Raw genomic sequence first — 22477 nt, 5'->3', positions numbered from 1 at the left:
AGTAAGACGATGGCATTATGGGGCGGGCGGTTCAGTCAGGCGGCAGATCAGCGTTTTAAGCAGTTTAATGACTCTCTGCGGTTTGATTACCGGCTGGCAGAGCAGGATATTATCGGTTCTGTTGCCTGGTCTAAAGCACTGGTCACGGTTGGCGTTTTAACGGCGGCTGAACAGCAACAACTTGAGCAGGCGCTCTCTGTTTTATTAGAGGAAGTTCAGGCCGATCCACAGGCCATTTTAGCCAGTGATGCTGAAGATATTCACAGCTGGGTAGAAACCAAGCTGATTGATAAAGTGGGCGATTTAGGTAAGAAACTGCACACCGGGCGCAGCCGTAACGACCAAGTGGCGACTGACCTGAAATTGTGGTGCAAATTCCAGATAACCGAATTAAAAACGGCTGTGCAACAGTTGCAGCAAGCGCTGGTTATGACTGCCGAAGCCAATCAGGATGCAGTGATGCCGGGTTATACCCATTTACAGCGTGCTCAACCAGTCACCTTTGCCCACTGGTGCTTGGCTTATGCTGAAATGTTAGCCCGTGATGAAAGTCGGCTGCAAGATACCCTAAAACGCCTTGATGTCAGCCCGTTAGGCAGTGGCGCATTGGCGGGTACCGCCTATGCTATCGATCGCGAACAATTGGCGGGCTGGTTAGGTTTTGCCTCGGCGACTCGCAATAGTCTGGACAGTGTTTCTGATCGTGACCATGTGTTGGAATTACTGTCTGACGCCAGCATTGGTATGGTGCATTTGTCGCGTTTTGCCGAAGATTTGATCTTCTTCAACAGCGGCGAAGCGGCTTTTGTCGATTTATCTGACCGCGTAACCTCAGGTTCCTCTCTGATGCCGCAAAAGAAAAACCCCGATGCGCTGGAATTAATCCGTGGGAAATGTGGCCGAGTACAAGGCGCATTGACCGGGATGATGATGACGCTGAAAGGCTTGCCTCTGGCTTATAACAAAGACATGCAGGAAGACAAAGAAGGCCTGTTTGATGCACTCGATACTTGGCTCGACTGCTTGCATATGGCGGCGCTGGTGTTGGATGGCATTCAGGTAAAACGCCCGCGCTGTAAAGAAGCGGCTGAGCAAGGTTATGCCAATGCCACTGAATTAGCGGATTATCTGGTCGCCAAAGGTGTACCTTTCCGTGAAGCGCACCATATTGTCGGTGAGGCCGTGGTTGAGGCGATTCGTCAGGGGAAAGCATTAGAGGCTTTATCGCTGAGCGATTTGCAAAAATTCAGTGCCGTCATTGGCGATGATGTTTATCCGATTTTGTCATTGCAATCTTGTTTAGATAAGCGGGTTGCTAAAGGCGGTGTTTCACCGCAGCAAGTGGCTTCAGCCATTGCAGAGGCTAAAACGCGACTGTTTTAGTTCGCCAAGTATTAATATTAGCAATGGGCCACTTTTATAGTGGCCCATTTTACATTATAGAAACTTAAATATATTTATTGTTATTACAGTAATGATTATTTCGTTATTCCTTATTCTGCCAAGAGCCTTAATTTTTAACTCGATGCTGCATTATTTTTAATGTACCGTTGAGTTCATGCTCACAAATGGGTATGATAATCATTATCAAATCGTGGCGTTGTAGTAAAACCTCTACTAGTATTAAAAAATATTAAAGGAATTTAATGTGGAAACATAAACGGAAATATTGACTCGATATATTACCCTGTTCACTAAAGAATAATATTAAGTTTTTTAACGATTTATTTTATTAACTCCATTAACTTATTTGTTTTATATCAAGCCATAACATATCAATACCTCGGAGATTTATATTATCCGGGGTGATCTTCTATTACCCTATATTGGTTTTTATATAATTAAAGTGATGCTAAATAATTAATATATATATTAGTTTGTATTAATAAGGATGGAATCTCATAAATGGAAAGTATAGTTAGAGATAAAAAAGTGACAATAAATGCAATGAATAAGATTGCATTTGGGATATTGTTAGCGATCGCGGCACAAGGTTATTCAGAGCATGTCAAAGCTGATGATACCGTGCCATCATCGAAAGAAAATGACATGGTATTGGATAAGCTCAAAGTAGAGGGAGCCAGTAATGCGCAGGAGGGGGACTGGGTTTATGATGAACTCCATTCGGTCAGTGAAATCTCCCGCGAGCAATTAGATAACCGGCCCGCGCGCCATGCGGCAGATATATTAGAACAAACGCCGGGTGTTTATTCCAGTGTTAGCCAGCAAGACCCGGCGTTATCGGTGAATATCCGTGGCATGCAGGATTATGGCCGCGTCAATATGAATATTGACGGCATGCGTCAGAATTTTATGAAAAGTGGTCATGGTCAACGCAATGGCGTGATGTATATTGATCCAGAAATATTAAGTAATGTAGTGATTGAAAAGGGCGCTCCCAGCGGTGTTGGCGGAGCGGGAGTTATTGGTGGGGTTGCCACTTTTAATACTATTAATGCCAGTGATTTCCTCGAGTCGGGTAAAGAAATAGGCGGAAAAATCCGCGCTATGCACGGTGATAATGGCACTAATCTTATTGGCAGTGCCGCGTTGGCAATGGGTAATGAATATGGCGATCTATTAATCGCTGCCAGCGAGCGCAATTTAAGCGATTATTGGCCGGGCAATAAAGGAATTCTGGGCGATATTCGTTTTGGCACAGCCACAGAAAAATTAAGTTATGATATTAAAAATAATAAAGTGCCATTCACTAATTATAAAATGCACTCACAACTGGCCAAGTTGGGTTGGAATTTATCCGCCGACCAACGGTTAACATTCAGTTATCTGCAAACCCAAATACATAGCCCTAATGCCGGCTTTATGACCATGTTAAAAGAAGGGCCAGGAATAGGAAAGCATGGCTGGGTAAGCAGCAGTGTGAGTAACGTGGCGAATCGCAATATTGGGCTGGATTATAGCCTCAAGCCCGAGCATATCGCCTGGCTAGATCTAACGGCGAAAATCTATTACGTTGATACGGATGATAAAACTAATACTCATAATGCCAATGTTGTTTTCCGCGATAAATTCTGGACTCAAACCCGGCTGAGCACCCGGGGTTTACAACTGCAAAACACCAGTTTTTTTACCCTTGCTGACCAGCACCAATTCCGCCTCAATTATGGCCTTGAGTGGTTTAGTGACCGCTCCACTGGCAACTCAACTCATGAGTCGATGCTGGGTATCACCCCACCGGGCAAGCGCGCCATTACCAGCACTTTTGCTCAGTTGAATTATGATTATGATAATTGGCTGCGGCTGGAGGGGGGGGTGCGTCACGACCAATTTAGGTTACAGGGCAATACCTGGATGCTGAGCAAAGATTTCCGAGCAACTTATACCCATGAGAACCGCTGTTACAAAAAGGTACATGAGCAATATATTACCAACGAATGGAAGCGGTGTGTAATTACACCGATGAAAATGGCCTGGGAGGTTGATCGCCGTGAACAGCAACTGTCACCCACGGCAGCCATTGGTATCAAACCTGGCGTGCAATGGCTGGAGTTTTTTGGCAATTACGGTAAATCCTGGCGGCCACCGGCGATCACCGAAGTGCTGGCCACCGGCAGCGCCCATGGTCACGGCTGGATTTTGCCCAATCCGCTGCTGGCAGCAGAGCATTCCAAAGCTTGGGAAGCCGGCATTAATATCCAGCACAGTAATCTATTTATTGAAGAAGATCGTCTGGTGGCCAAACTGGCCTACTTTGATACCCGTGTGACCGATTATGTCAACCTTGAGCTAAGCAAAGAAAAGCCCTTGCATGGAGGGGGTAGCTTTACTAATGCCACCTATATTAATAATTTACTGGCAACCCAATTTCGTGGTCTGGAATATCAATTAAGTTATGATATGGGTTTATTTTATACCAACCTTAATTATACCAGAATGATTGGTGTCAATAGTATTTGTTCAAAAAGGGCTTGGTTAGGGGGGGGTAAAAATCTTGCCGGTAATAATAAATATGGGCATTATGGTGTTATTAATAATAAAATAAACAATATTATTGACTGCCGGGCAGCAAGAAACTTATTTGGATCTTCCGCTTATTTACCCGGTGATCGCGGTAGTTTAACTTTAGGTGGTAGAATTTTTGATAAAAAGCTGGATCTCGGTACCGTTATTCGTTATAACAAAGGACACCAAGATAATTCAGTCATTGGTAATGACGGTAATGTAAATACCGCTTATGTTGCGGATTGGCCAAAATATACCATATTTGATCTTTATGCCAGTTATAAGGTAACTAATAATTTAATTTTGCGCAGCTCAATAGAAAATATAACCAATCGCGCTTATCTTGTTAGTTATGGTGATTCAATTTCTTTTTCCCCGAATCGGGGTCGAACTATTCAGGGTGGTTTTGAATATAAGTTTTAGTTTTTAATATAAAATTAAAACACAGATGATAGATATAAATATTGAATGTAAAGTCTTCAGATGAAGTGTTATTTTCATTTGTGGGTCGAAGTGACTCAATGATGAGTCATGTATATGTTGTTTAATATAAGGGAATTATTATGACAGTAACTATTCAATATAATAGCGAATTTAAAGATTACACTCTCTCTTCTTATGCTCAACAGTGGGCCACTAAACATGGCGATATCAAAGACACTGGGGCCGAAGGATACTCCAAAGATTTTGGCCAATTTGCCGGTGGCGGATGGATTGATGGGACCCAATATTCAGTGAGTAGCTCTCATGGTACAGGTACCGCAATGATTGTTGACGGCGATTTGAAGTACTCCTTTATGCCTCAGCATACCTTCTACGGCAAAATGGAAGGCTTGGAGTTAGGCGAAACATTGGCTAATAATCAAAATGGTATCGGTAAGCAGCTTAACGATCTGCAACTGAAATTGTGCGATGTAGATATTACCGGTGAGTTTGACCCTGCCAAAACCATGGCAGAGAACCATCAGGGCGAAATGCATAAAGCCACTTATGGTTTGATGCGCGGCAATGCGGAACCGCTGCTGGAAATACTCGCTGCTAAAGGTATTGATGTGAATACGCCACTGAAAGATATGGCTATCGCCAGCCAATTCGATACCACAAGTGAAATGATGGCTGACGCGCCAATTATTGATACTATCGGTTCATATGATGGTGCTGAAATATTGATGGCTGCGTAATAAAGGCCGTCATAACATCATTTTTTGAGTTGTATAAATAAAATAAAACCACCGCGAGCTACTCTGGTTGGTTTGGCATATATTGCTGGCGGTGGTTACTGTAATTTTATCCCGTAGATATATATGACTCATTGATGGGTCATTGATGGGATATAGATTCATTGTCAATTAAAAGGATATTATTATGACAGTAACTATTAAATATCACAGTCAATTCGCAGACCACACCATCTCTTCTTATACCCAGCAGTGGGCTACTGCTTACGGTGACTTAGTTCAGGCCAGTAATATTGATGAGCTATATTATTTCTTTAGCGATATCGACGCTAATGATAATAATGAAATCGTTCTTGCTGGTTTTAAAAGCCCTTATCAGAGCGAAGCAATAATTATTGGTGGGACGCTCTTGGGTGATAATGGAAGAATGGGGATTGATAATTATATTCAATCCTTGGAGTTTGGTGAGTCATTAATTTCTAATACTGATAATACCGCTAAACAACTTGAACAAGTGCAGTTGAGATTCGATGGCTTAGAAATTGAAGGTGATTTTTATCATTCAGCCTGTTCATTATCTCGTGCGATACACGCTGAACCAGGCAAGCCTTACCAAGATGGGGCCGATCAAGGCACATACAATTTGCTGAGAGGCAATGCCGACTCAATGTTGGAACTCCTCAAAGCCCAAGGTGTTGATATCAATACTCCACTGAAAGATATGGTGATTGCCAGCCAGTTGGATACCACAAGTGAAATGATGGCTGACGCGCCAATTATTGATACTATCGGTTCATATGATAGTGCCGAAATATTGATGGCAGCATAATAGCAATAAAGATAATATCATTTTTAGATAAATAAAACAAAACCACCGCGAGCGACTCTGGTTGGTTTGGCGTATACCGCTTGCGGTAGACATTGTAACTTTATTTTATTCCGTAGAGATATATAACTCAATGGCGAGTTATATATTATTAATGGTCAAATGAAAGGATACTATTATGACTGTGGAAATAAAGTATCAATCAAAAATTAAAAATGAAACAATTTCTTCCTATCTTCATCAATGGGCAACTAAATTTGATGATATGGTTTTGATTAAATCAGATATAGAATACAGTATTATCTCCTCCACTAAACCCTCCCCTCCAGTTTCCGGTAGAAAAATTGCTGCGGCCAGCTCCCATCTTTACGATCAGAAAAAAGCAGCAATAGTGACAGAGTTTGTAGCAACGATTAATATAGATATAGAGGATTCACTCGATCAACACTTAACTCCAGATATTAGCGGGAGTTTAGAGTTAGGTGAAAATTTATTCCCTACATCTGATCTAAAAGGTATAGAATTTGAACAGTTGCAACTTCAGAAAGTGCAATTGGAGTTCAGCGGATTAGATATTGCAGATGATATAACTAATTCTATTTATACTTTATCTCATGTACTGAATGAGGATAAAAACTATCAAGGTGGAGCGAATCTTGGAATATACAACTTACTAAGAGGTAATGCAGAACCCATATTAATAAAGCTGGAAGCACAAGGTATTGATGTGAATACTCCGCTTAAAGATATGGCTATCGCCAGTCAGTTTGATATTACCAGCGACATTATGGCCGAGACATTAGAGATTGAAACGGTTGGTGTGCCTCAAGAGTTATTAGCCGCATAATTAAAAGGATATTATTATGGCCGTTACTATTACATATGATAAAAAAATCAGTCATGAGTCTATTTCTTTATATACACGTAAATGGGCTAATTATTTTGGCGATATTACGCTAGCGCCATCCGATAATTCAGGTGAAGATTATATTTTTCAGTTAGGGTCATACAACCCCGGTAATTCAGGGAGTCTCTATGCATATGGAAGAATCAATCCTCAGCAGAATAATGTAGCGATAACCACTGGGTATGTAGCAACCACATCAATGGTAGGTGATGATCTCTTTAATCAGCAAGTCACAGCAGGCATCAACGGAAGTTTATATTTTGGTGAGGAAATATCGCCTCTTTCTAATATTGAGTTAAGTAAAGATCAGCTCGGCCATGAAATATACTATCGACTTAAGAATGAGGAATTAAAATTTGACGGACTAGATATTGCGGATGATATAGAAAGTTCGTTTTATATGTTGCTCCATTCCTACATTCATCATGACTGCCTAAGTGGTAAAGATCTCGGCGTCTACGGTTTATTAAGAGGCGATGCCGAACCGATACTGAAAAAGCTGAAAGCGCAGGGTATTGACGTAGATACACCGCTTAAAGATATGGCTATTGCCAGTCAGTTTGAGGCCGCCAACGAAGTTATCAATGATGCGCCAGTAATTGATACTGTCGGGGCCGCCGCTAATGTTGAAGTATTATTAGCTGCTTAATAAAGGTTGTGAAAATTATTTTTTGGGTGAGTTGATAATATTACCGTCAGACCTTGGATGATGCTGGTTATATTTGTATCAGTAAGGGTTTAACTTATTGTATTTGAGAAATAAAACAGCGCTAACTCAGACAGTAATCCTACTTTTAGTATGGGAATGGACGCCATGGAATCATATAAAATCCCAGAGACTTCCTCGGAGCCTCTGACTATCCTTTCTGTTTTAGCCCATCATAAGAAGAGTCTCTGGGGAATAGGGCTATTTACCGCAGTAATTAATCTTTTAATGTTGGCCCCCGCTATTTATATGCTGCAGGTTTATGATCGCGTTTTGGCGTCAGCGAATACCATGACATTATTGATGCTCACTATTTTGGTTCTGGGAATATTTGTATTTATTGGCTTACTTGAATGGATTCGCAGCGCGATAGTTATTCGGCTTGGGACTCGGATTGATATGCAACTTAATCAACGGGTCTTTAACGCCGCGTTTGCATCTCAACTTGTGGGCCATAAAACACCGGCAGCACAAGCTTTAAATGATCTGACCTCTCTACGTCAGTTTGCGACGGGAAATGCCCTATTTGCCTTTTTTGATGCTCCTTGGTTCCCACTTTACTTATTGGTCATTTTTGTACTCCATCCCTGGTTAGGTGTATTAGCCGCATCCGGTGCTTGTGTGTTGATTTTCTTAGCTTGGCTCAACCAGTGGGTGTGTAAAAAGTCATTAAAAGAAGCTTCCACAATAACTTCACAAGCAACACAGCAAGCCAATGCGAATTTGCGCAATGCAGATGCTATTGAAGCCATGGGAATGTTGGATGCATTACGCAGACGTTGGTTAGTCCAGCATTCACATTTTCTTTATCAGCAAAATATTGCCAGTGACAAAAGTAGTCAGGTGACTGCGGCATCTAAATCCAGTCGCCATGCTTTGCAATCAATGATGCTAGGACTAGGTGCATTACTGGTCATTGACGGCGCAATTACGGCGGGAGTCATGATTGCTGGTTCAATTTTAATCGGCCGGGTATTAGGGCCTATTGACCAGTTAATTGCAGTTTGGAAACAATGGAGTCAGGCGCGGTTGTCTTATCAGCGTCTGGCTCATTTATTAGCAGAGCATCCACCTGTACCCGCAGGTATGGTTTTGTCTGCGCCAATAGGAAAACTCAGCGTAATACAGCTCACTGTTTGTAAGCCGGGCACACATATCCCAATTTTATATTCCATCAACTTTGAATTGCATCCCGGTAATATTTTGGGTGTTTTGGGGCCATCCGGCAGTGGCAAATCGACCTTGGCGAAACTGTTGGTCGCATGTAAACCGGCTTTCAGCGGTTCTGTGCGATTAGATAGCGCGAATATCTCTCAATGGGATAAAGCCCACCTAGGGCAATTTATTGGTTACCTGCCACAGGATATTCAGCTATTTCGAGGTTCGATTGCTGAAAATATTGCGCGCTTTGGCACGATTGACACAGTAAAAGTTATCGCGGCGGCTCAGATGGCGGGGGTTCACGATTTAATCTTACATCTGCCGTGCGGATATGACTCTCAACTAGGCGAGGGCGGTGAGGCATTATCTGGCGGCCAGCGCCAGCGCATTGCTTTAGCACGGGCAATGTATGGTGCACCACGGCTTATTGTGTTGGATGAGCCAAATGCCAATTTGGATAAAGAAGGTGAAAAAGCTTTATTAGAAAGCATTATCCGGCTCAAACAGCAGGGTTGCACCATTGTGATGATCACCCATAAGCCAGAGCTATTGTCAGATAGCGACTACCTATTGTTACTCAATAAAGGGCGGGTGGAATTGTTCGATCGTACTGCAACCGTTTTACAGCAGATTAAAGGGCAGGAGAAGCCGCCGGTTAAAGATGAAGTCAAAACACCAGCGAGTAAAAAGTCTTGGAATAGCGGTATCTCATATGGTGCTGTCCCAGCTCGCACGGCATCACAAAAATCATGATATTAAATATATCCACGGAAGGAGAAGTCACCGATGTTACCTGAATCTAGTCGTAGCTCGGCTAAGAATATGCATCAAAACCCACCGCCGCTTCAGACCAATAGCGGGAGATATCTTAGCCTTGGCGGGTTATTGGTTATAGGCGGTTTCATCGGTTCTTTGCTTTGGGCGGGGTTGGCACCCTTGGATAAAGGTATTGCTGTTATGGGGCATATTGTTGTCGCGGAAAATCGTAAGTTGGTTCAACCGTTGCAAGGAGGGCGTATTCAACAATTGCATATTGCCGAGGGGGAGGACGTCACAGAAGGGCAGTTACTTATCACGCTGGATGATACTGCAATGCGTAGTCATCGGGATAACTTACAGCATCAGTATTTGAACGCCCTCGCTCAGGAAGCCCGTCTCACTGCGGAACAACATGAATTGCCGACAATTACTTTTCCCCCGATGTTGCTCCAGCACCCCGCGCAGCCTTTAGTTGAACGCAATATTGTTTTGCAACAACAGCTTTTTCGTCATCGCCGCCAAGCTCAACTGAGTGAAATTGCTCGGTTATCTGCACAAATTACTCGTCACGAGAGTCAGTTGGATGGATTACAAACGATGCGAGGCCATAACCAGCAACAATTTGACTTGTTCCAGCAGCAATTACAGGGGGTTCAGTTATTAGCGAGAAATGGTCATGTTTCTCAAAGCCAACTGTTAGAGATGGAGCGACAGGCGATTTCACTGCGTGCCAATATAGAGAAAAATACCAGCGAAATCTTGGAGCTTCACAAGCAAATTGGTGAAACAGAGCAGCATATCTTACAACGGCGTGAACAGTATAAAAGTGAGAATCGCGAGCAACTGGCCAAAGCGCAGCAAAGCACTCAAGAGTTAGAGTTGCGTTTGGGGGTTGCGGAATATGAGTTAGATAACACGCGTATTTACGCGCCAGTCAGTGGCACGGTTATCGCGCTTGCTCAGCATACTGTTGGCGGCGTGGTCAGTACCGGGCAAACATTAATGGAGCTGGTTCCCAGTGGGCAGCCATTATTAGCGGAGGCTCAACTACCCGTGTCCTTAATTGATAAGGTGGTGATTGGGCTACCCGTAGATCTGAATTTCTCTGCCTTTAATCAAAGTAATACCCCACGATTACAAGGTTCTGTATTGCATGTTGGTGCGGATCGGATACAGCATCCTCAGACTTTAGAGCCTTATTATCCCTTAACTGTCGCTATTGATATTGCGCAAACTGAGCTAGAAATCCGGCCCGGTATGTCAGTTGATATTTTTATCCGCACAGGGGAACGGTCATTACTTAATTATTTGTTTAAACCGCTCACCGACCGCCTGCATGTCGCCTTTGCTGAAGAGTAATTCTTGAGAGGTAACGGATTAAAAATAAAGGAATATAGTGATTCAATTTATGAAAAAACGACAGGATAGCGGCAGTATCATGCTTTGGTGGGGAAGTATCTTATTTACCAGCGGCATCCATATCTCTCTGATATGGCTATTGAGTAACACATTTATGCTCCCGCCCTCAACAGAGGTCTCTCCTGTGGCAATGATGCTCGCCTTGTCGACAGAACCGGAATTTACCCAAAACTTAGAGCAAGATTCGGTGGTGGGGATCACCCAAAACACCAATGAGCCAATAGTCGAGCAGTTGGAAAACCAACCAGAAGATGTCAGCCAAGTGCTGACCGCTCCCGAGCACTCTAATGCTGCGTTGGTTGTTGAAAGAAAGGTAGACACCGATAAAAAAGAGCCGACCAAGGTAAAACGACCACAACAAAAAGTCATAACACCGCGCCAACCTATCAGCGAGCAATCACCTGAAAATCAAAGTAAACCTTCTACGCCCGCAGTGACAACCAGCACACCATTGTCTGGCGAAAGCCACCAGGTTGCGGCGGCCGCGAACAGTGATTCGGCGCATAATCAAAAGAGTAAAATGAATTGGAAAAGCCGCTTACAAGGGCATTTGGCGGGGTTTAAACGTTATCCTCTCCGCGCCAAAAAACAGCGCCAACAAGGAGACGCGATTATCCGTTTTGTGGTCAATAAAGAGGGATATGTGCTCTCCGTTAAACTCATTAAAAGCAGTGGAACAGCGGCTTTAGATCAAGAAGCATTGGCCGTGATTAAACGCGCCCAACCATTGCCTCCGCCGCCGGCCGGGTTGTTATCGAATGGGCAGGTAACATTGGCTATGCCCATTGGTTTTGAGCTGAAAAGTAAAAAATGGTGAATGGTGGCGGCCGTTTGAAACCGTTTAGAGCAATAACAAAGTTGATAAGCGGGGGAAATGTGCTGAATGGGTCGTAGCGGCGTGTGCCGCGGGAGCGCCCATCGGTGCAGTCGCCTCGTCAATCACCGAGCTATAAAAAAGGTTTGTCAGCAACCTAAACCGGGCATAAAGCCCGGTTTAGTTAGCGAGAAAAGATTAGGTGGAAATATTATTCACCAGGGCAGCGCAGACAACGCTCCGCCTCGTCAGTGCCCAGTTTTAACTTGGACTGCAAATCACGTAATGCTGTACGCAAACCTTCCTCAATAACGGGATGGTAGAACGGCATATCCAGCATTTGATTGATGGTCATTTGCTGTTGATGTGCCCACGCTAATAGATGTGCAATATGCTCGGCGCTCGGCCCCATCATTTCAGCACCCAGGAAGCGACCTGTTCCCTGTTCGCCATAAACCCGCAAAATACCTTTGTTTTTCAGCATGACACGCGAGCGACCTTGGTTCTCAAAAGAGACTTCGCCGATTTCAAAACAACCGCATGCACTGAATTTTTGCGACAGCTCGCGGAAAGTAGAGCCAACCATTGCGATTTGTGGATCAGAAAACACCACTGAAATTACGCTGCGGCGTAAACCTGGCACTACTTCAGGGAACCCGCCAGCATTCACCCCGGCAATGCGGGCCTGATCACTGGCTTCATGCAACAATGGCAATTGGTTACTGGCATCCCCGGCGATAAAGATATGTGGCACGCTGGTCTGCATTGTCAGCCGATCGGCGGACGGTACACCGCGCTCATCAAGCTCCAGTGAGGTATTTTCCAGCCCCAGTTTATCAACATTTGGACGGCGACCAGTGGCCGCTAAAACATAATCCACCATAATTTCTTGTGGTGAACCGGCTTCATCCAAATAGCGGATAAAGACTTTATCCCCTTCGCGCTGCATCACTTCAACTTTCACATCTGGATTGAGATAGAATTCCTCACCCAGCGTTTTTGCTGCGTAATTACGCACAATACTGTCTGTCAGGGGGCCGACACCACCACCCACGCCGAACATTTTGACTTGAACACCAAGCCGATGCAGCGCCTGACCCAGCTCCAGCCCGATAACCCCAGGGCCGAAAACTGCGACTGATTCGGGTAAGTCATCCCAGTTGAAAACGTCATCATTGACGATAAGCCGGTCACCCAGCTCATTCCAGGCGGCAGGCCAAGTTGGGCGAGAGCCGGTAGCAATCACGATACGCTGCGCAATGATTTTTTGTGAAGAAAGGCCAGTGTTATCATCTACTTGTAGTGTATTGTCATCAATAAAACGGGCGTAACCCTGAATTTTATCCTCTGCTGGAATATTATCGACACCTTCCAGCACAAAACCAACAAAACGGTCGCGTTCGCGCTTCACGCGATCCATCACTTCGCGGCCATTAATCAAGATATTACCTTGCGGATGGATACCAAAACCGGGCGCTTTTTCAATCTGATGCACAGCTTCAGCCGCGGCAATCAGTAGTTTGGATGGCATGCAACCGACGCGGGCACAGGTGGTGCCGTATTCGCCACCTTCAATCATCACCACATTTGGGGTCGACAGTTTGGCAGCGCGATAAGCGCCAAGCCCGGCAGTACCGCCGCCAATAACGGCGACATCAACGTTTAAGGTTTTCATGTCTATTCCTAACAGAAAAAAAGGGTAGGCCGAAGCCTACCAAGTATACCCTTTGTATTTGAAGCTACAGGGTTGTTAGCTACGCTTGCCCACCCGAATCACTTACTTGAGTAAGCTCAACGGGATGAGTTCACTTGCCGCCGACCTGCAACTTCAATGACTTTGGGTATTCACGATATCTTTATTTTTATTAATGTCATTAAGCAGACAGATAACTTTCTAAATCATCACTGCCACCAATGTGGCGACCGCCGATAAATACCTGTGGCACAGTTCCGCGGCCAGTTACAGCTCTCAGACTGACCGTCGTTGCATCTTTACCCAGCACGATTTCTTCATACTGAATACCATGGTCTTGCAGCATTTGTTTTGCTTTGGCGCAGAATGGGCAGCCCGGCTTGGTAAAGACAGAAACAGATTCCTGTACTTTAAAATCAGGTGCCAGATATTTCAACATAGTGTCAGCATCAGACACTTCAAACGGGTCGCCCGGTTTGTTTGGTTCGACAAACATTTTCTCAACCACACCGTTGCGCACCAGCATGGAGTAACGCCATGAACGCGGACCAAAGCCCAGATCCGCTTTCTCAACCAGCATATCCATGCCTTTGGTGAACTCGCCATTACCATCAGGAATGAAAGTGATATTTTCAGCATGCTGATCGGCTTTCCAAGCATTCATCACGAAAGTATCATTGACTGACACACACAGAATGCTATCAACACCGTGCTGTTTAAACACACCGGCCAGTTCGTTATAACGCGGCAGATGGCTGGATGAACAGGTCGGGGTAAAGGCACCCGGCAGTGAAAACACGATGACAGTTTTATTGTTGAACAATTCATCGGTAGTGACATCAACCCACTGGTCGCCCTGACGGGTATGGAAAGTCACTTGTGGAATTTTTTTACCTTCTTGACTAGTGAACATCTGTAACTCCTTAATTAAAAAATAAAATATTTAAATTTTTCTAGGTATCTCTTCGTTGGGACACATTATTCATTTTATCACTTGATAGTTCTAATCACTGGTTGCTATCTTATCTATCGTCAATGGCTATCATAAAGCGGAGCACCGATGAATATTCGTGATTTAGAATACCTGGTGGCGCTGGCTGAATTCAGGCATTTCCGGCGCGCTGCCGACTCTTGTCATGTCAGTCAGCCCACATTAAGTGGTCAGATTCGTAAATTGGAAGATGAGCTGGGCGTGATGTTGTTAGAACGCACCAGCCGGAAAGTGCTGTTTACGCAGGCTGGATTACTGCTGGTGGAGCAAGCCAGAACAGTATTACGGGAAGTGAAAGTGCTCAAAGAAATGGCCAGTTTGCAGGGTGAGAGTATGTCTGGCCCGCTGCATATTGGGCTGATTCCTACTGTTGGGCCATATCTATTGCCGCAAATCATTCCTATGTTGCATCAAACATTCCCGAAACTGGAAATGTATCTGCACGAAGCGCAAACCCAAAATCTTCTGGCTCAGTTGGATAGCGGCAAACTCGATTGCGCTATTTTGGCATTGGTCAAAGAAACCGAGGCCTTTATTGAAGTTCCACTGTTTGATGAGCCGATGCAATTGGCGATTTATGCTGATCACCCGTGGGCCGATCGTGACAAAGTGCAGATGCATGAGCTGGCGGGTGAGAAATTACTGATGCTGGAAGATGGTCACTGTTTGCGTGATCAGGCGATGGGTTTTTGCTTCCAGGCGGGTGCTGATGAAGATACACATTTCCGCGCCACCAGTTTGGAAACGTTGCGTAATATGGTTGCTGCGGGCAGCGGAATTACATTATTGCCATCACTGGCAGTGCCGAATGAAAGAAAGCGCGACGGCGTTTGTTATCTGGAATGCTACAAACCCGTGCCAAAACGTACCATTGCGTTGGTGTACCGCCCCGGTTCCCCATTGCGTGGACGCTATGAGCAACTTGCCGAGGCGATACGTGAACACATGCAACCGCGCATGAGTTCAGAGGCTGTTAACCAAAAGTTAGAACAGGCGGTTTAATCCATTAAGCGCCGCCACTCGGTAGGCTTCCGCCATGGTCGGGTAGTTGAAGGTAGTATTAACGAAATATTCGATAGTATTGCCTTCTCCTTTTTGTTCCATGATGGCCTGCCCGATGTGGATAATTTCCGCCGCACGTTCACCAAAGCAATGAATGCCAAGGATCTGTTTGGTTTCGCGATGGAACAGAATCTTCAAACTACCGGTATCCATACCCACGATTTGCGCCCGCGCGAGGTGTTTAAATTGCGCCCGGCCGACCTCGTAGGGGACTTTCATTGCAGTCAAGTCCTGTTCAGTTTTACCTACCGAACTGATTTCCGGAATGGTGTAAATACCCGTCGGAATATCTTCAATCAGGTGAGTATTCGCCTCGCCTTTGATCATTGCCTGCGCTGCAATTCGCCCTTGGTCATAAGCCGCCGAAGCCAGACTTGGGTAGCCAATCACATCACCCACCGCATACACATGGGGCAGCGCTGTTTGGTACATGCTGTTGACCTTCAACAAGCCACGGCTATCTGCTTCTAGCCCAATATTCTCCAAACCCAAACCACTGGTGTTACCGGTGCGGCCATTGGCATATAACAAGCAGTCGGCTTTGACTTTTTTGCCCGATTTTAAATGGACAATAACCCCATCAACCGTGCCTTCAATTTGCTCAAACTCTTCGTTGTGGCGAATAACCACGCCGTTATTCCAGAAGTGGTAAGAGAGGGCATCTGACATTTCCTGATCGAGGAAAGCCAAAAGGCGGTCGCGGGTATTGATTAAGTCGACTTTGACACTCAAACCACGGAAAATTGACGCATATTCACAGCCAATCACCCCCGCGCCATAGATAATGACGTGCTGTGGTTCATGGCTGAGTTGTAAAATGGTATCACTGTCGTAAATACGTTCGTGGGTAAAATCCACGTTTGCTGGGCGATAAGGGCGTGAACCCGTCGCTATCACGATGTTGTCGGCTCGCAGTGTATCGTTGGTGCCGTCGGCATAACGCACATTGATAGTATTGGCGTCTATGAAGCTGGCATCACCGGAGAACATTTGGCAGTGATTGCGATCATAAAAACCTTGGCGCATACGGGTTTGCTGGTTAATAACGCGATCCGAATGGTTTAAGATATCAGCAAAAGAAGAGCTGATGGTTCTGGCATTGTCACTGTAGAGTGGGTTTTGGTTGAACTCGATAATTCGGCTAACGGCGTGGCGCAAAGCTTTGGAAGGGATAGTGCCCCAATGGGTGCAGCCCCCGCCCACATTATTATACCGTTCAATCACGGCAATGCGGGCGCCTTGCTTGACCAGCCCCATAGCGGCGCCTTCACCGCCAGGACCCGAGCCAATAACAATGGCATCAAAATGGAAGTGCTGTTGCATGTAGGAGAGACCTGTTTTTATACAAAATTACAACGCCACATTAACATCATCCCAAGTATAACCCAATAAACAATGGGCAAATCACCGTGATGTATGCTGTAAAACGGCAATTCCGTATTGGGATGATACGTTTGTATAACGGTTGTTACTATAAAGTTTGGTATATTGCTGACTATATGTCTTAGATTGAGAAATTGGATATCCCTTGGGTACGATTATGGGCGTCAGAGCACAACAAAAAGAACGGACTCGTCGTTCCCTTATCGAAGCGGCATTCAGCCAACTGAGTGCTGAGCGGAGTTTTACCAGTCTGAGTTTGCGGGAAGTCTCCCGTGAGGCGGGTATTGCACCGACTTCTTTTTACCGGCATTTCCGTGATGTAGACGAGCTTGGGCTGACAATGGTCGATGAAAGCGGCCTGATGTTGCGCCAACTTATGCGGCAAGCGCGTCAGCGGATTGCTAAGGGCGGCAGCGTTATCCGCACTTCAGTTTCAACTTTTATGGAATTTATCGGTAATAACCCGAATGCATTCCGCTTATTGCTGCGGGAACGTTCTGGGACTTCCGCTGCATTTCGTGCGGCAGTTGCGCGTGAAATTCAGCATTTTATTGCTGAGTTGGCCGATTACCTCGAGCTGGAAAACCACATGCCGCGCAGCTTCACTGAAGCTCAAGCTGAGGCCATGGTCACAATAGTGTTCAGTGCGGGTGCTGAAGCGCTGGACGTGGATATTGAACAACGGCGACAGTTAGAAGAACGTTTGGTTTTACAACTGCGGATGATCTCCAAAGGCGCTTATTATTGGTATCGTCGTGAGCAGGAAAAGCTGGCGGTGTCCCACGTTTAATAAGGAAAAGGTAAGGAAAATGATGGAAGAATCGTGTTCTGAAAAACAGCCACACTCTGAAAAGCAACCCCACCGTGAAACGGGTACGCTGCTGCTGGCCTTGATTACGGGGTTGGCAATAAACGGCTCATTTAACGCGTTATTCAGTGGATTTGTTCCTTTTTCAATCTTTCCGCTGCTGGCATTATTTTTGGCGGTTTATTGTTTGCATCAGCGCTATCTCAATTTTGCCATGCCGCGGGGCCTGCCCGTGCTAGCGGGTGCGTGTTTCTTACTTGGTATTCTAGTGTATAGCGCGATTGTGCGGGTTGAGCATCCGGCGATCGGCTCTAACTTTGTTCCCTCTATTTTGAGTGTGGCGTTGGTGTTTTGGATTCTGTTCAAACTGAAAGCACGTAAATCGATGCAGACAGATATCAATACTGATAGCGGCACGGATACAGATAATCAGCAGCCGCAATAGTTTTTCTGTTCACCAATATCTCTAAATCGAAAGGGCAACATTGCGTTGCCCTTTTGTTTGTGTCCGATTCTTGCTTTTCGTCAGTCTCTTTTTTCCAACAAAACTCCACATTCCATATGATGGGTATAAGGGAATTGATCAAATAGCGCTAATCGGCTGATTTTATGGGTATGTTGCAGCTGTTCCAAATTGGCGCACAGGGTCTCTGGATTACAAGAGATATAAAGGATGCGCGGATAAGCTTGTACTAGCTTGACGGTTTCATCATCCAGCCCACTGCGCGGTGGGTCGACAAAAATGGTTTCGCAGTTATAGCTAGTTAAATCAATATCTTTCAGTCGGTTGAACTCACGCACACCTTGCATGGCTTGGGTAAACTCTTCCGCGGACATACGGATAATTTGCACGTTGTCGATATGATTGGCGGCAATGTTGTATTGCGCCGCCGCCACTGACGGTTTGGCGATTTCAGTCGCTAATACGCGTTCAAAATTACGTGCCAATGCCAGTGAGAAATTACCGTTGCCGCAATATAGCTCCAATAAATCGCCGCTGGCATGTTGGGTGACATCAATCGCCCATTCCAGCATATGAATATTCACCGCAGCATTAGGTTGGGTGAAGCTATTCTCAACCTGACGATAAATCATCTCACGGCCGGCAACCGGCAGCACTTCGTCGATATAGTCGTGATCCAGCATGATTTTGGTTTTTGACGCCCGCCCAATCAGTTGCAGATCAAAGCCTTGCTCACGCAATTGGTCACGCAGTTCCCGCGCTTTCTGCTGCCATTCTTCATCTAATGGACGGTGATACAGCAAAGAGGCGATCAGCTTGCCGCTCAGAGTCGATAAGTAATCAATCTGGAACAGTTTGCGCCGTAAAATCGGCTCGGCTCTGATGGCAGTCATCAGCACGCTCATCAGACGATTAATTAACAAACTGGCGACCGGGAATTGCTCAACCCGAATCCGCTGCTTGGTTTGTTGGTCAAACATGATGTGGTACAAGTCGTCTTCATCATGCCAAACGCGGAACTCGGCTCTCATGCGGTAATGCTGTGCGGGAGAACGAAATATTTGCGGTTCAGGGGCTTGAAACGGCGACATCATCGCCTGAAGACGGGCAGATTTTTCCGCCAATTGGTGCTCGTAGCCGTCAGTCGGCAGGATGTCAGGAGTCATGTTTCTTCTCGTCTGGACATGATAAAAGAGGTTTATTGCAGCGGATTGTAGGGAAAGTAGCTCTGATGTCCAGTTTTTGTCACTTAATTAATTTGTTACATGAATGGAAGTCTAGACATCCATTTAACTTAATAATAACATTGCCGTCCGGTCTCAAGCTGTTACTTAAACACTTAAGAGTTAAAAGGGAATCCGGTGTAAATCCGGAGCTGACGCGCAGCGGTAAGGGGATGTTACGGCGATAGGTTTCAACCAGACACTGTCCGAAAAGACGGGAAGTCATCGCCCGCTCTGTATAGTAGAGATCCCAAGCCCGAAGACCTGCCGGTATCACGTCGCAATATTCGTGGTCGTCGCGTAATACCGACCATGGCACTGCGGCATCCGCTATTTGAGTTTGGATGCTTTCCTAAATGATCATTAAAAATACAATGACAATAAAAAAATATACGCTGTTCACAGCCCTTTCTGTGACGGCGTTTTCTGGTTGGGCGCAGGACAACACAGCTAATAAAGATGAAATGGTGGTGACTGCCAATCGTTTTAAACAACCGGTTTCTACAGTATTGGCACCTACCGATGTGGTCACTCGCGATGATATCGAGCGCTGGCAGACAAAAAGTCTTAATGAAGTCATGCGCCGTTTGCCTGGTGTGGATATTGCCCAAATGGGAGGATTGGGTCAGGGTTCTTCTATGTATATCCGTGGTACGGAAGCGCGTCATGTGCTCATCTTGATTGATGGTATCCCACTGGCTCGCACCGGTATCGTCAATAGCGTCAATCTCGATCAAATCCCGATTTCCTTGGTGCAGCGGATTGAGTATATCCGTGGGCCGCGCTCTGCAGTCTATGGCTCGGGTGCAATTGGTGGCGTCATTAACGTGATTACGCAAACAGACCAGGAGGGCGCGCAGATTAATGCCGGTGTCGGTTCCAAGGGCTACCAGCAATATGATGGCAGTGTTCGCCAGCGTTTTGGCGATACCTTAGCCACATTAGCAGGGGGATATCAGACCACCAACGGCTATAACATCAAACCTAACTCACCCAATCCAATCGACAACGACCGCGATGGTTTTCGCAATAAAAACTTCTGGGCAGGGTTGGAACATCAGTTTAACCAAGAGATTTCCGGTTTTGTTAGAGGTTATGGTTATACCAACAATACTGATTACGATATTGGCAGTTTGTCGTCCCCTTCATACAGCGGCGATGAAGAGCGGCTATATAACCATACTTATGATGCAGGGTTGCGTTATGCATCGGGAGCTTATTCTTCCCAATTAGTCGGTAGCTATCAGAAATATAAGGATTATAACTTTAGCAGCCAATATGGCCGCTATGGTGTGGCTACCACACTGGATAATATGGATCAGCGTAATGTGCAATGGGGCAACACTTACAGCTTTGAAAGTGGAACACTGAGCGCGGGCCTGGACTGGCAACAGCAGCGCCTGACCTCATCTAACCAAAATACTTCAGATACTTATAAGCGGGATAACACCGGTTTATACCTCAGTGGGCAGCAGAAACTCGGCGATGTCACGTTGGAAGCTTCTGGCCGTGGGGATAAAGATGAGCAATTTGGCTGGCATGAAACATGGCAAACAGCGGTGGATTGGGAATTTGTTCCGGATTACCGCGTGACGTTATCTTACGGAACCGGCTTCCTAGCGCCTTCATTGGGTCAACAATATGGTTCGCAGCGCTTCAACATAATTTCAAACAGTGACCTTAAACCTGAAGAATCCCGCCAATGGGAAGCTGGGCTGGAAGGGGTAACTGGGCCGGTTGATTGGCGCTTGTCGGCTTATCACAATAAAATTGAAAACCTGATTGATTACTCCTTTGATAATTCAATCGTCAAGGGGCAATACTACAATGTCAATTCTGCGACCATCAAAGGCGTGGAATGGACGGGGAACATCACTACCGGCATATTTACGCATGCGGTTACCCTGCAATATATTGACCCGCGTAATGATCTAAATAATGAGGTATTAGCTCGCCGTTCTAAGCAACAGGCTAAGTATCAGTTAGATTGGACGATGTTCAATCTTGATATGGACGTCTCTTATCAATATTACGGTAAACGCTATGACAACATCACTTCGATTTATAACTCAACTCAGCGCGAATTATCGAGTTACAGCACAGTAGACGTTTCAGCTGGTTATCCGGTTACTTCTCATCTCACAGTTCGTGGTAGAATTGCTAACCTGTTTGATAAAGAATACGAAACGGCTTATGGCTATAAAACCGCTGGACGAGAGTATTACCTCACAGGAAGTTATAACTTCTAAGGCTGATACTGCTCCTCGCCCGACAGCACTGATTTTTGATTCCGGTGTTGGCGGGCTATCTGTTTATCAAGAGATTCGGCAATTACTGCCGGATCTCCACTATATATATGCTTTCGATAACGTCGCGTTCCCTTATGGGGAGAAGTCAGGTGAATTTATCGTTGAGCGCGTATTAGACATTGTCACTGCGGTACAACAGCGCCATCCACTGGCGATTGTGGTTATCGCCTGTAACACGGCCAGCACGGTCTCTCTTCCTGCTTTACGCGAGCGTTTTGATTTCCCTGTCGTCGGTGTTGTTCCGGCGATTAAACCTGCGGTACGGCTCACGCGGAATGGTGTTGTCGGCCTACTGGCCACCCGTGGCACAGTTCATGCTTCTTATACCTTGGATTTGATTGAACGTTTTGCCACAGATTGCAAAATTGAGTTGTTGGGATCATCCGAGCTGGTGGAGCTGGCGGAAACCAAGCTGCATGGTGGTGCTGTGCCGCCGGAAGCATTAAAGAAAATCCTTCATCCGTGGCTCGCCATGCGTGAACCGCCAGATACCATTGTTTTAGGTTGCACCCATTTCCCTCTATTAACTGAAGAGTTAGCGCAAGTGCTACCAGAAGGTACCCGAATGGTCGATTCCGGTGCTGCAATTGCTCGCCGTACCGCCTGGCTTATCTCTTCTCAGGAAAATGTCGTTTCTTCTCAGTCGGAAAACATTGCGTATTGCATGGCATTGAATGCGGACACTGACGCTTTATTACCCGTTTTGCAGAGTTATGGCTTCCCAACGCTGGAAAAACTACCAATTTAACGGCGTTTTGACTAAAGATTCAGCGGTTGAAAAGTTTTTTCAAATTAGGGGTTGCAGCCTGTCA

General features: G+C 45.5%; 18 protein-coding genes and 1 riboswitch. Of the genes, 14 read left to right on the top strand and 4 right to left on the bottom strand.

The genetic code is table 11. The features are described from left to right. Positions 1–9: 9 nt before the first annotated feature. The 9 genes from argH (at position 10) to OP863_RS19110 (ending at position 11736) form a co-directional block, all read left to right on the top strand. Entirely contained in the window at positions 10–1383 is a 1374-nt protein-coding gene (argH, locus tag OP863_RS19150) for an argininosuccinate lyase (RefSeq protein WP_038638036.1), read from the top strand. 522 nt (positions 1384–1905) lie between these two features. Then, positions 1906–4386, top strand: a complete 2481-nt coding sequence (locus OP863_RS19145) for a TonB-dependent hemoglobin/transferrin/lactoferrin family receptor (RefSeq protein ID WP_265525720.1) — start codon at positions 1906–1908, stop codon at positions 4384–4386. A gap of 140 nt (positions 4387–4526) precedes the next feature. Next, positions 4527–5144, top strand: coding sequence for a heme acquisition protein HasA (locus OP863_RS19140; protein WP_145591684.1), 618 nt, complete (start codon positions 4527–4529; stop codon positions 5142–5144). Between the two features lie 184 nt (positions 5145–5328). Next, entirely contained in the window at positions 5329–5970 is a 642-nt protein-coding gene (locus tag OP863_RS19135) for a heme acquisition protein HasA (RefSeq protein WP_265525719.1), read from the top strand. Positions 5971–6145: 175 nt separating this feature from the next. Then, positions 6146–6814: a heme acquisition protein HasA gene (locus OP863_RS19130; RefSeq protein ID WP_265525718.1), complete on the top strand. Its 669-nt coding sequence runs from the start codon at positions 6146–6148 to the stop codon at positions 6812–6814. A 16-nt stretch (positions 6815–6830) separates the two neighbouring features. Then, positions 6831–7523: a heme acquisition protein HasA gene (locus OP863_RS19125; protein WP_265525717.1), complete on the top strand. Its 693-nt coding sequence runs from the start codon at positions 6831–6833 to the stop codon at positions 7521–7523. A gap of 165 nt (positions 7524–7688) precedes the next feature. Continuing rightward, positions 7689–9494: a type I secretion system permease/ATPase gene (locus OP863_RS19120; RefSeq protein ID WP_265525716.1), complete on the top strand. Its 1806-nt coding sequence runs from the start codon at positions 7689–7691 to the stop codon at positions 9492–9494. 33 nt (positions 9495–9527) lie between these two features. Next, entirely contained in the window at positions 9528–10859 is a 1332-nt protein-coding gene (locus OP863_RS19115; RefSeq protein WP_186368288.1) for an HlyD family type I secretion periplasmic adaptor subunit, read from the top strand. Between the two features lie 49 nt (positions 10860–10908). Next, complete coding sequence (locus OP863_RS19110; protein ID WP_186368289.1) at positions 10909–11736, top strand: energy transducer TonB; 828 nt, start codon at positions 10909–10911, stop codon at positions 11734–11736. A gap of 208 nt (positions 11737–11944) precedes the next feature. On the opposite strand, the gene OP863_RS19105 is transcribed toward OP863_RS19110, so the two are convergent. Next, positions 11945–13408 (bottom strand): dihydrolipoyl dehydrogenase, encoded by a 1464-nt coding sequence (locus tag OP863_RS19105; RefSeq protein WP_265525715.1) that lies wholly within the window; start codon positions 13406–13408, stop codon positions 11945–11947. A 199-nt stretch (positions 13409–13607) separates the two neighbouring features. After that, the gene (locus OP863_RS19100; protein ID WP_038638063.1) at positions 13608–14339 is read right to left on the bottom strand and encodes a glutathione peroxidase; all 732 of its coding nucleotides are present in this window, start codon (positions 14337–14339) and stop codon (positions 13608–13610) included. Positions 14340–14486: 147 nt separating this feature from the next. Between OP863_RS19100 and oxyR the strand changes: the two genes are divergently transcribed. After that, positions 14487–15419: a DNA-binding transcriptional regulator OxyR gene (gene oxyR, locus OP863_RS19095; protein WP_145588902.1), complete on the top strand. Its 933-nt coding sequence runs from the start codon at positions 14487–14489 to the stop codon at positions 15417–15419. Here oxyR and sthA read toward each other — a convergent pair. After that, positions 15402–16802: a Si-specific NAD(P)(+) transhydrogenase gene (sthA, locus tag OP863_RS19090; RefSeq protein ID WP_265525714.1), complete on the bottom strand. Its 1401-nt coding sequence runs from the start codon at positions 16800–16802 to the stop codon at positions 15402–15404. The genes oxyR and sthA overlap by 18 nt on opposite strands. Before the next feature lie 217 nt (positions 16803–17019). Here sthA and fabR point away from each other — a divergent pair, with 217 nt between their 5' ends. Continuing rightward, positions 17020–17652, top strand: coding sequence for an HTH-type transcriptional repressor FabR (gene fabR, locus OP863_RS19085; protein WP_038638072.1), 633 nt, complete (start codon positions 17020–17022; stop codon positions 17650–17652). A 19-nt stretch (positions 17653–17671) separates the two neighbouring features. Beyond that, entirely contained in the window at positions 17672–18115 is a 444-nt protein-coding gene (locus OP863_RS19080) for a YijD family membrane protein (protein WP_072089203.1), read from the top strand. An 80-nt stretch (positions 18116–18195) separates the two neighbouring features. Here OP863_RS19080 and trmA read toward each other — a convergent pair whose 3' ends face one another. Then, positions 18196–19299, bottom strand: a complete 1104-nt coding sequence (gene trmA / locus OP863_RS19075; RefSeq protein ID WP_038638075.1) for a tRNA (uridine(54)-C5)-methyltransferase TrmA — start codon at positions 19297–19299, stop codon at positions 18196–18198. Positions 19300–19430: 131 nt separating this feature from the next. After that, positions 19431–19643, top strand: a riboswitch (cobalamin riboswitch). A 69-nt stretch (positions 19644–19712) separates the two neighbouring features. On the opposite strand from trmA, the gene btuB reads away from it, so the two are divergent. Both btuB and murI read left to right on the top strand, forming a co-directional pair. Continuing rightward, on the top strand, positions 19713–21605 hold the full coding sequence (btuB, locus tag OP863_RS19070; protein ID WP_145588906.1) for a TonB-dependent vitamin B12 receptor BtuB: 1893 nt from the start codon (positions 19713–19715) through the stop codon (positions 21603–21605). After that, positions 21550–22413 (top strand): glutamate racemase, encoded by an 864-nt coding sequence (gene murI, locus OP863_RS19065; RefSeq protein WP_120010988.1) that lies wholly within the window; start codon positions 21550–21552, stop codon positions 22411–22413. The genes btuB and murI overlap by 56 nt, the downstream gene beginning before the upstream one ends. Positions 22414–22477: the final 64 nt, after the last annotated feature.

The organism is Yersinia sp. SCPM-O-B-9106 (C-191) (assembly GCF_026183365.1).
GTDB classification, from domain to species: Bacteria; Pseudomonadota; Gammaproteobacteria; order Enterobacterales; family Enterobacteriaceae; genus Yersinia; species Yersinia rochesterensis.
This window is presented reverse-complemented; position numbering and strand designations above follow the sequence as displayed.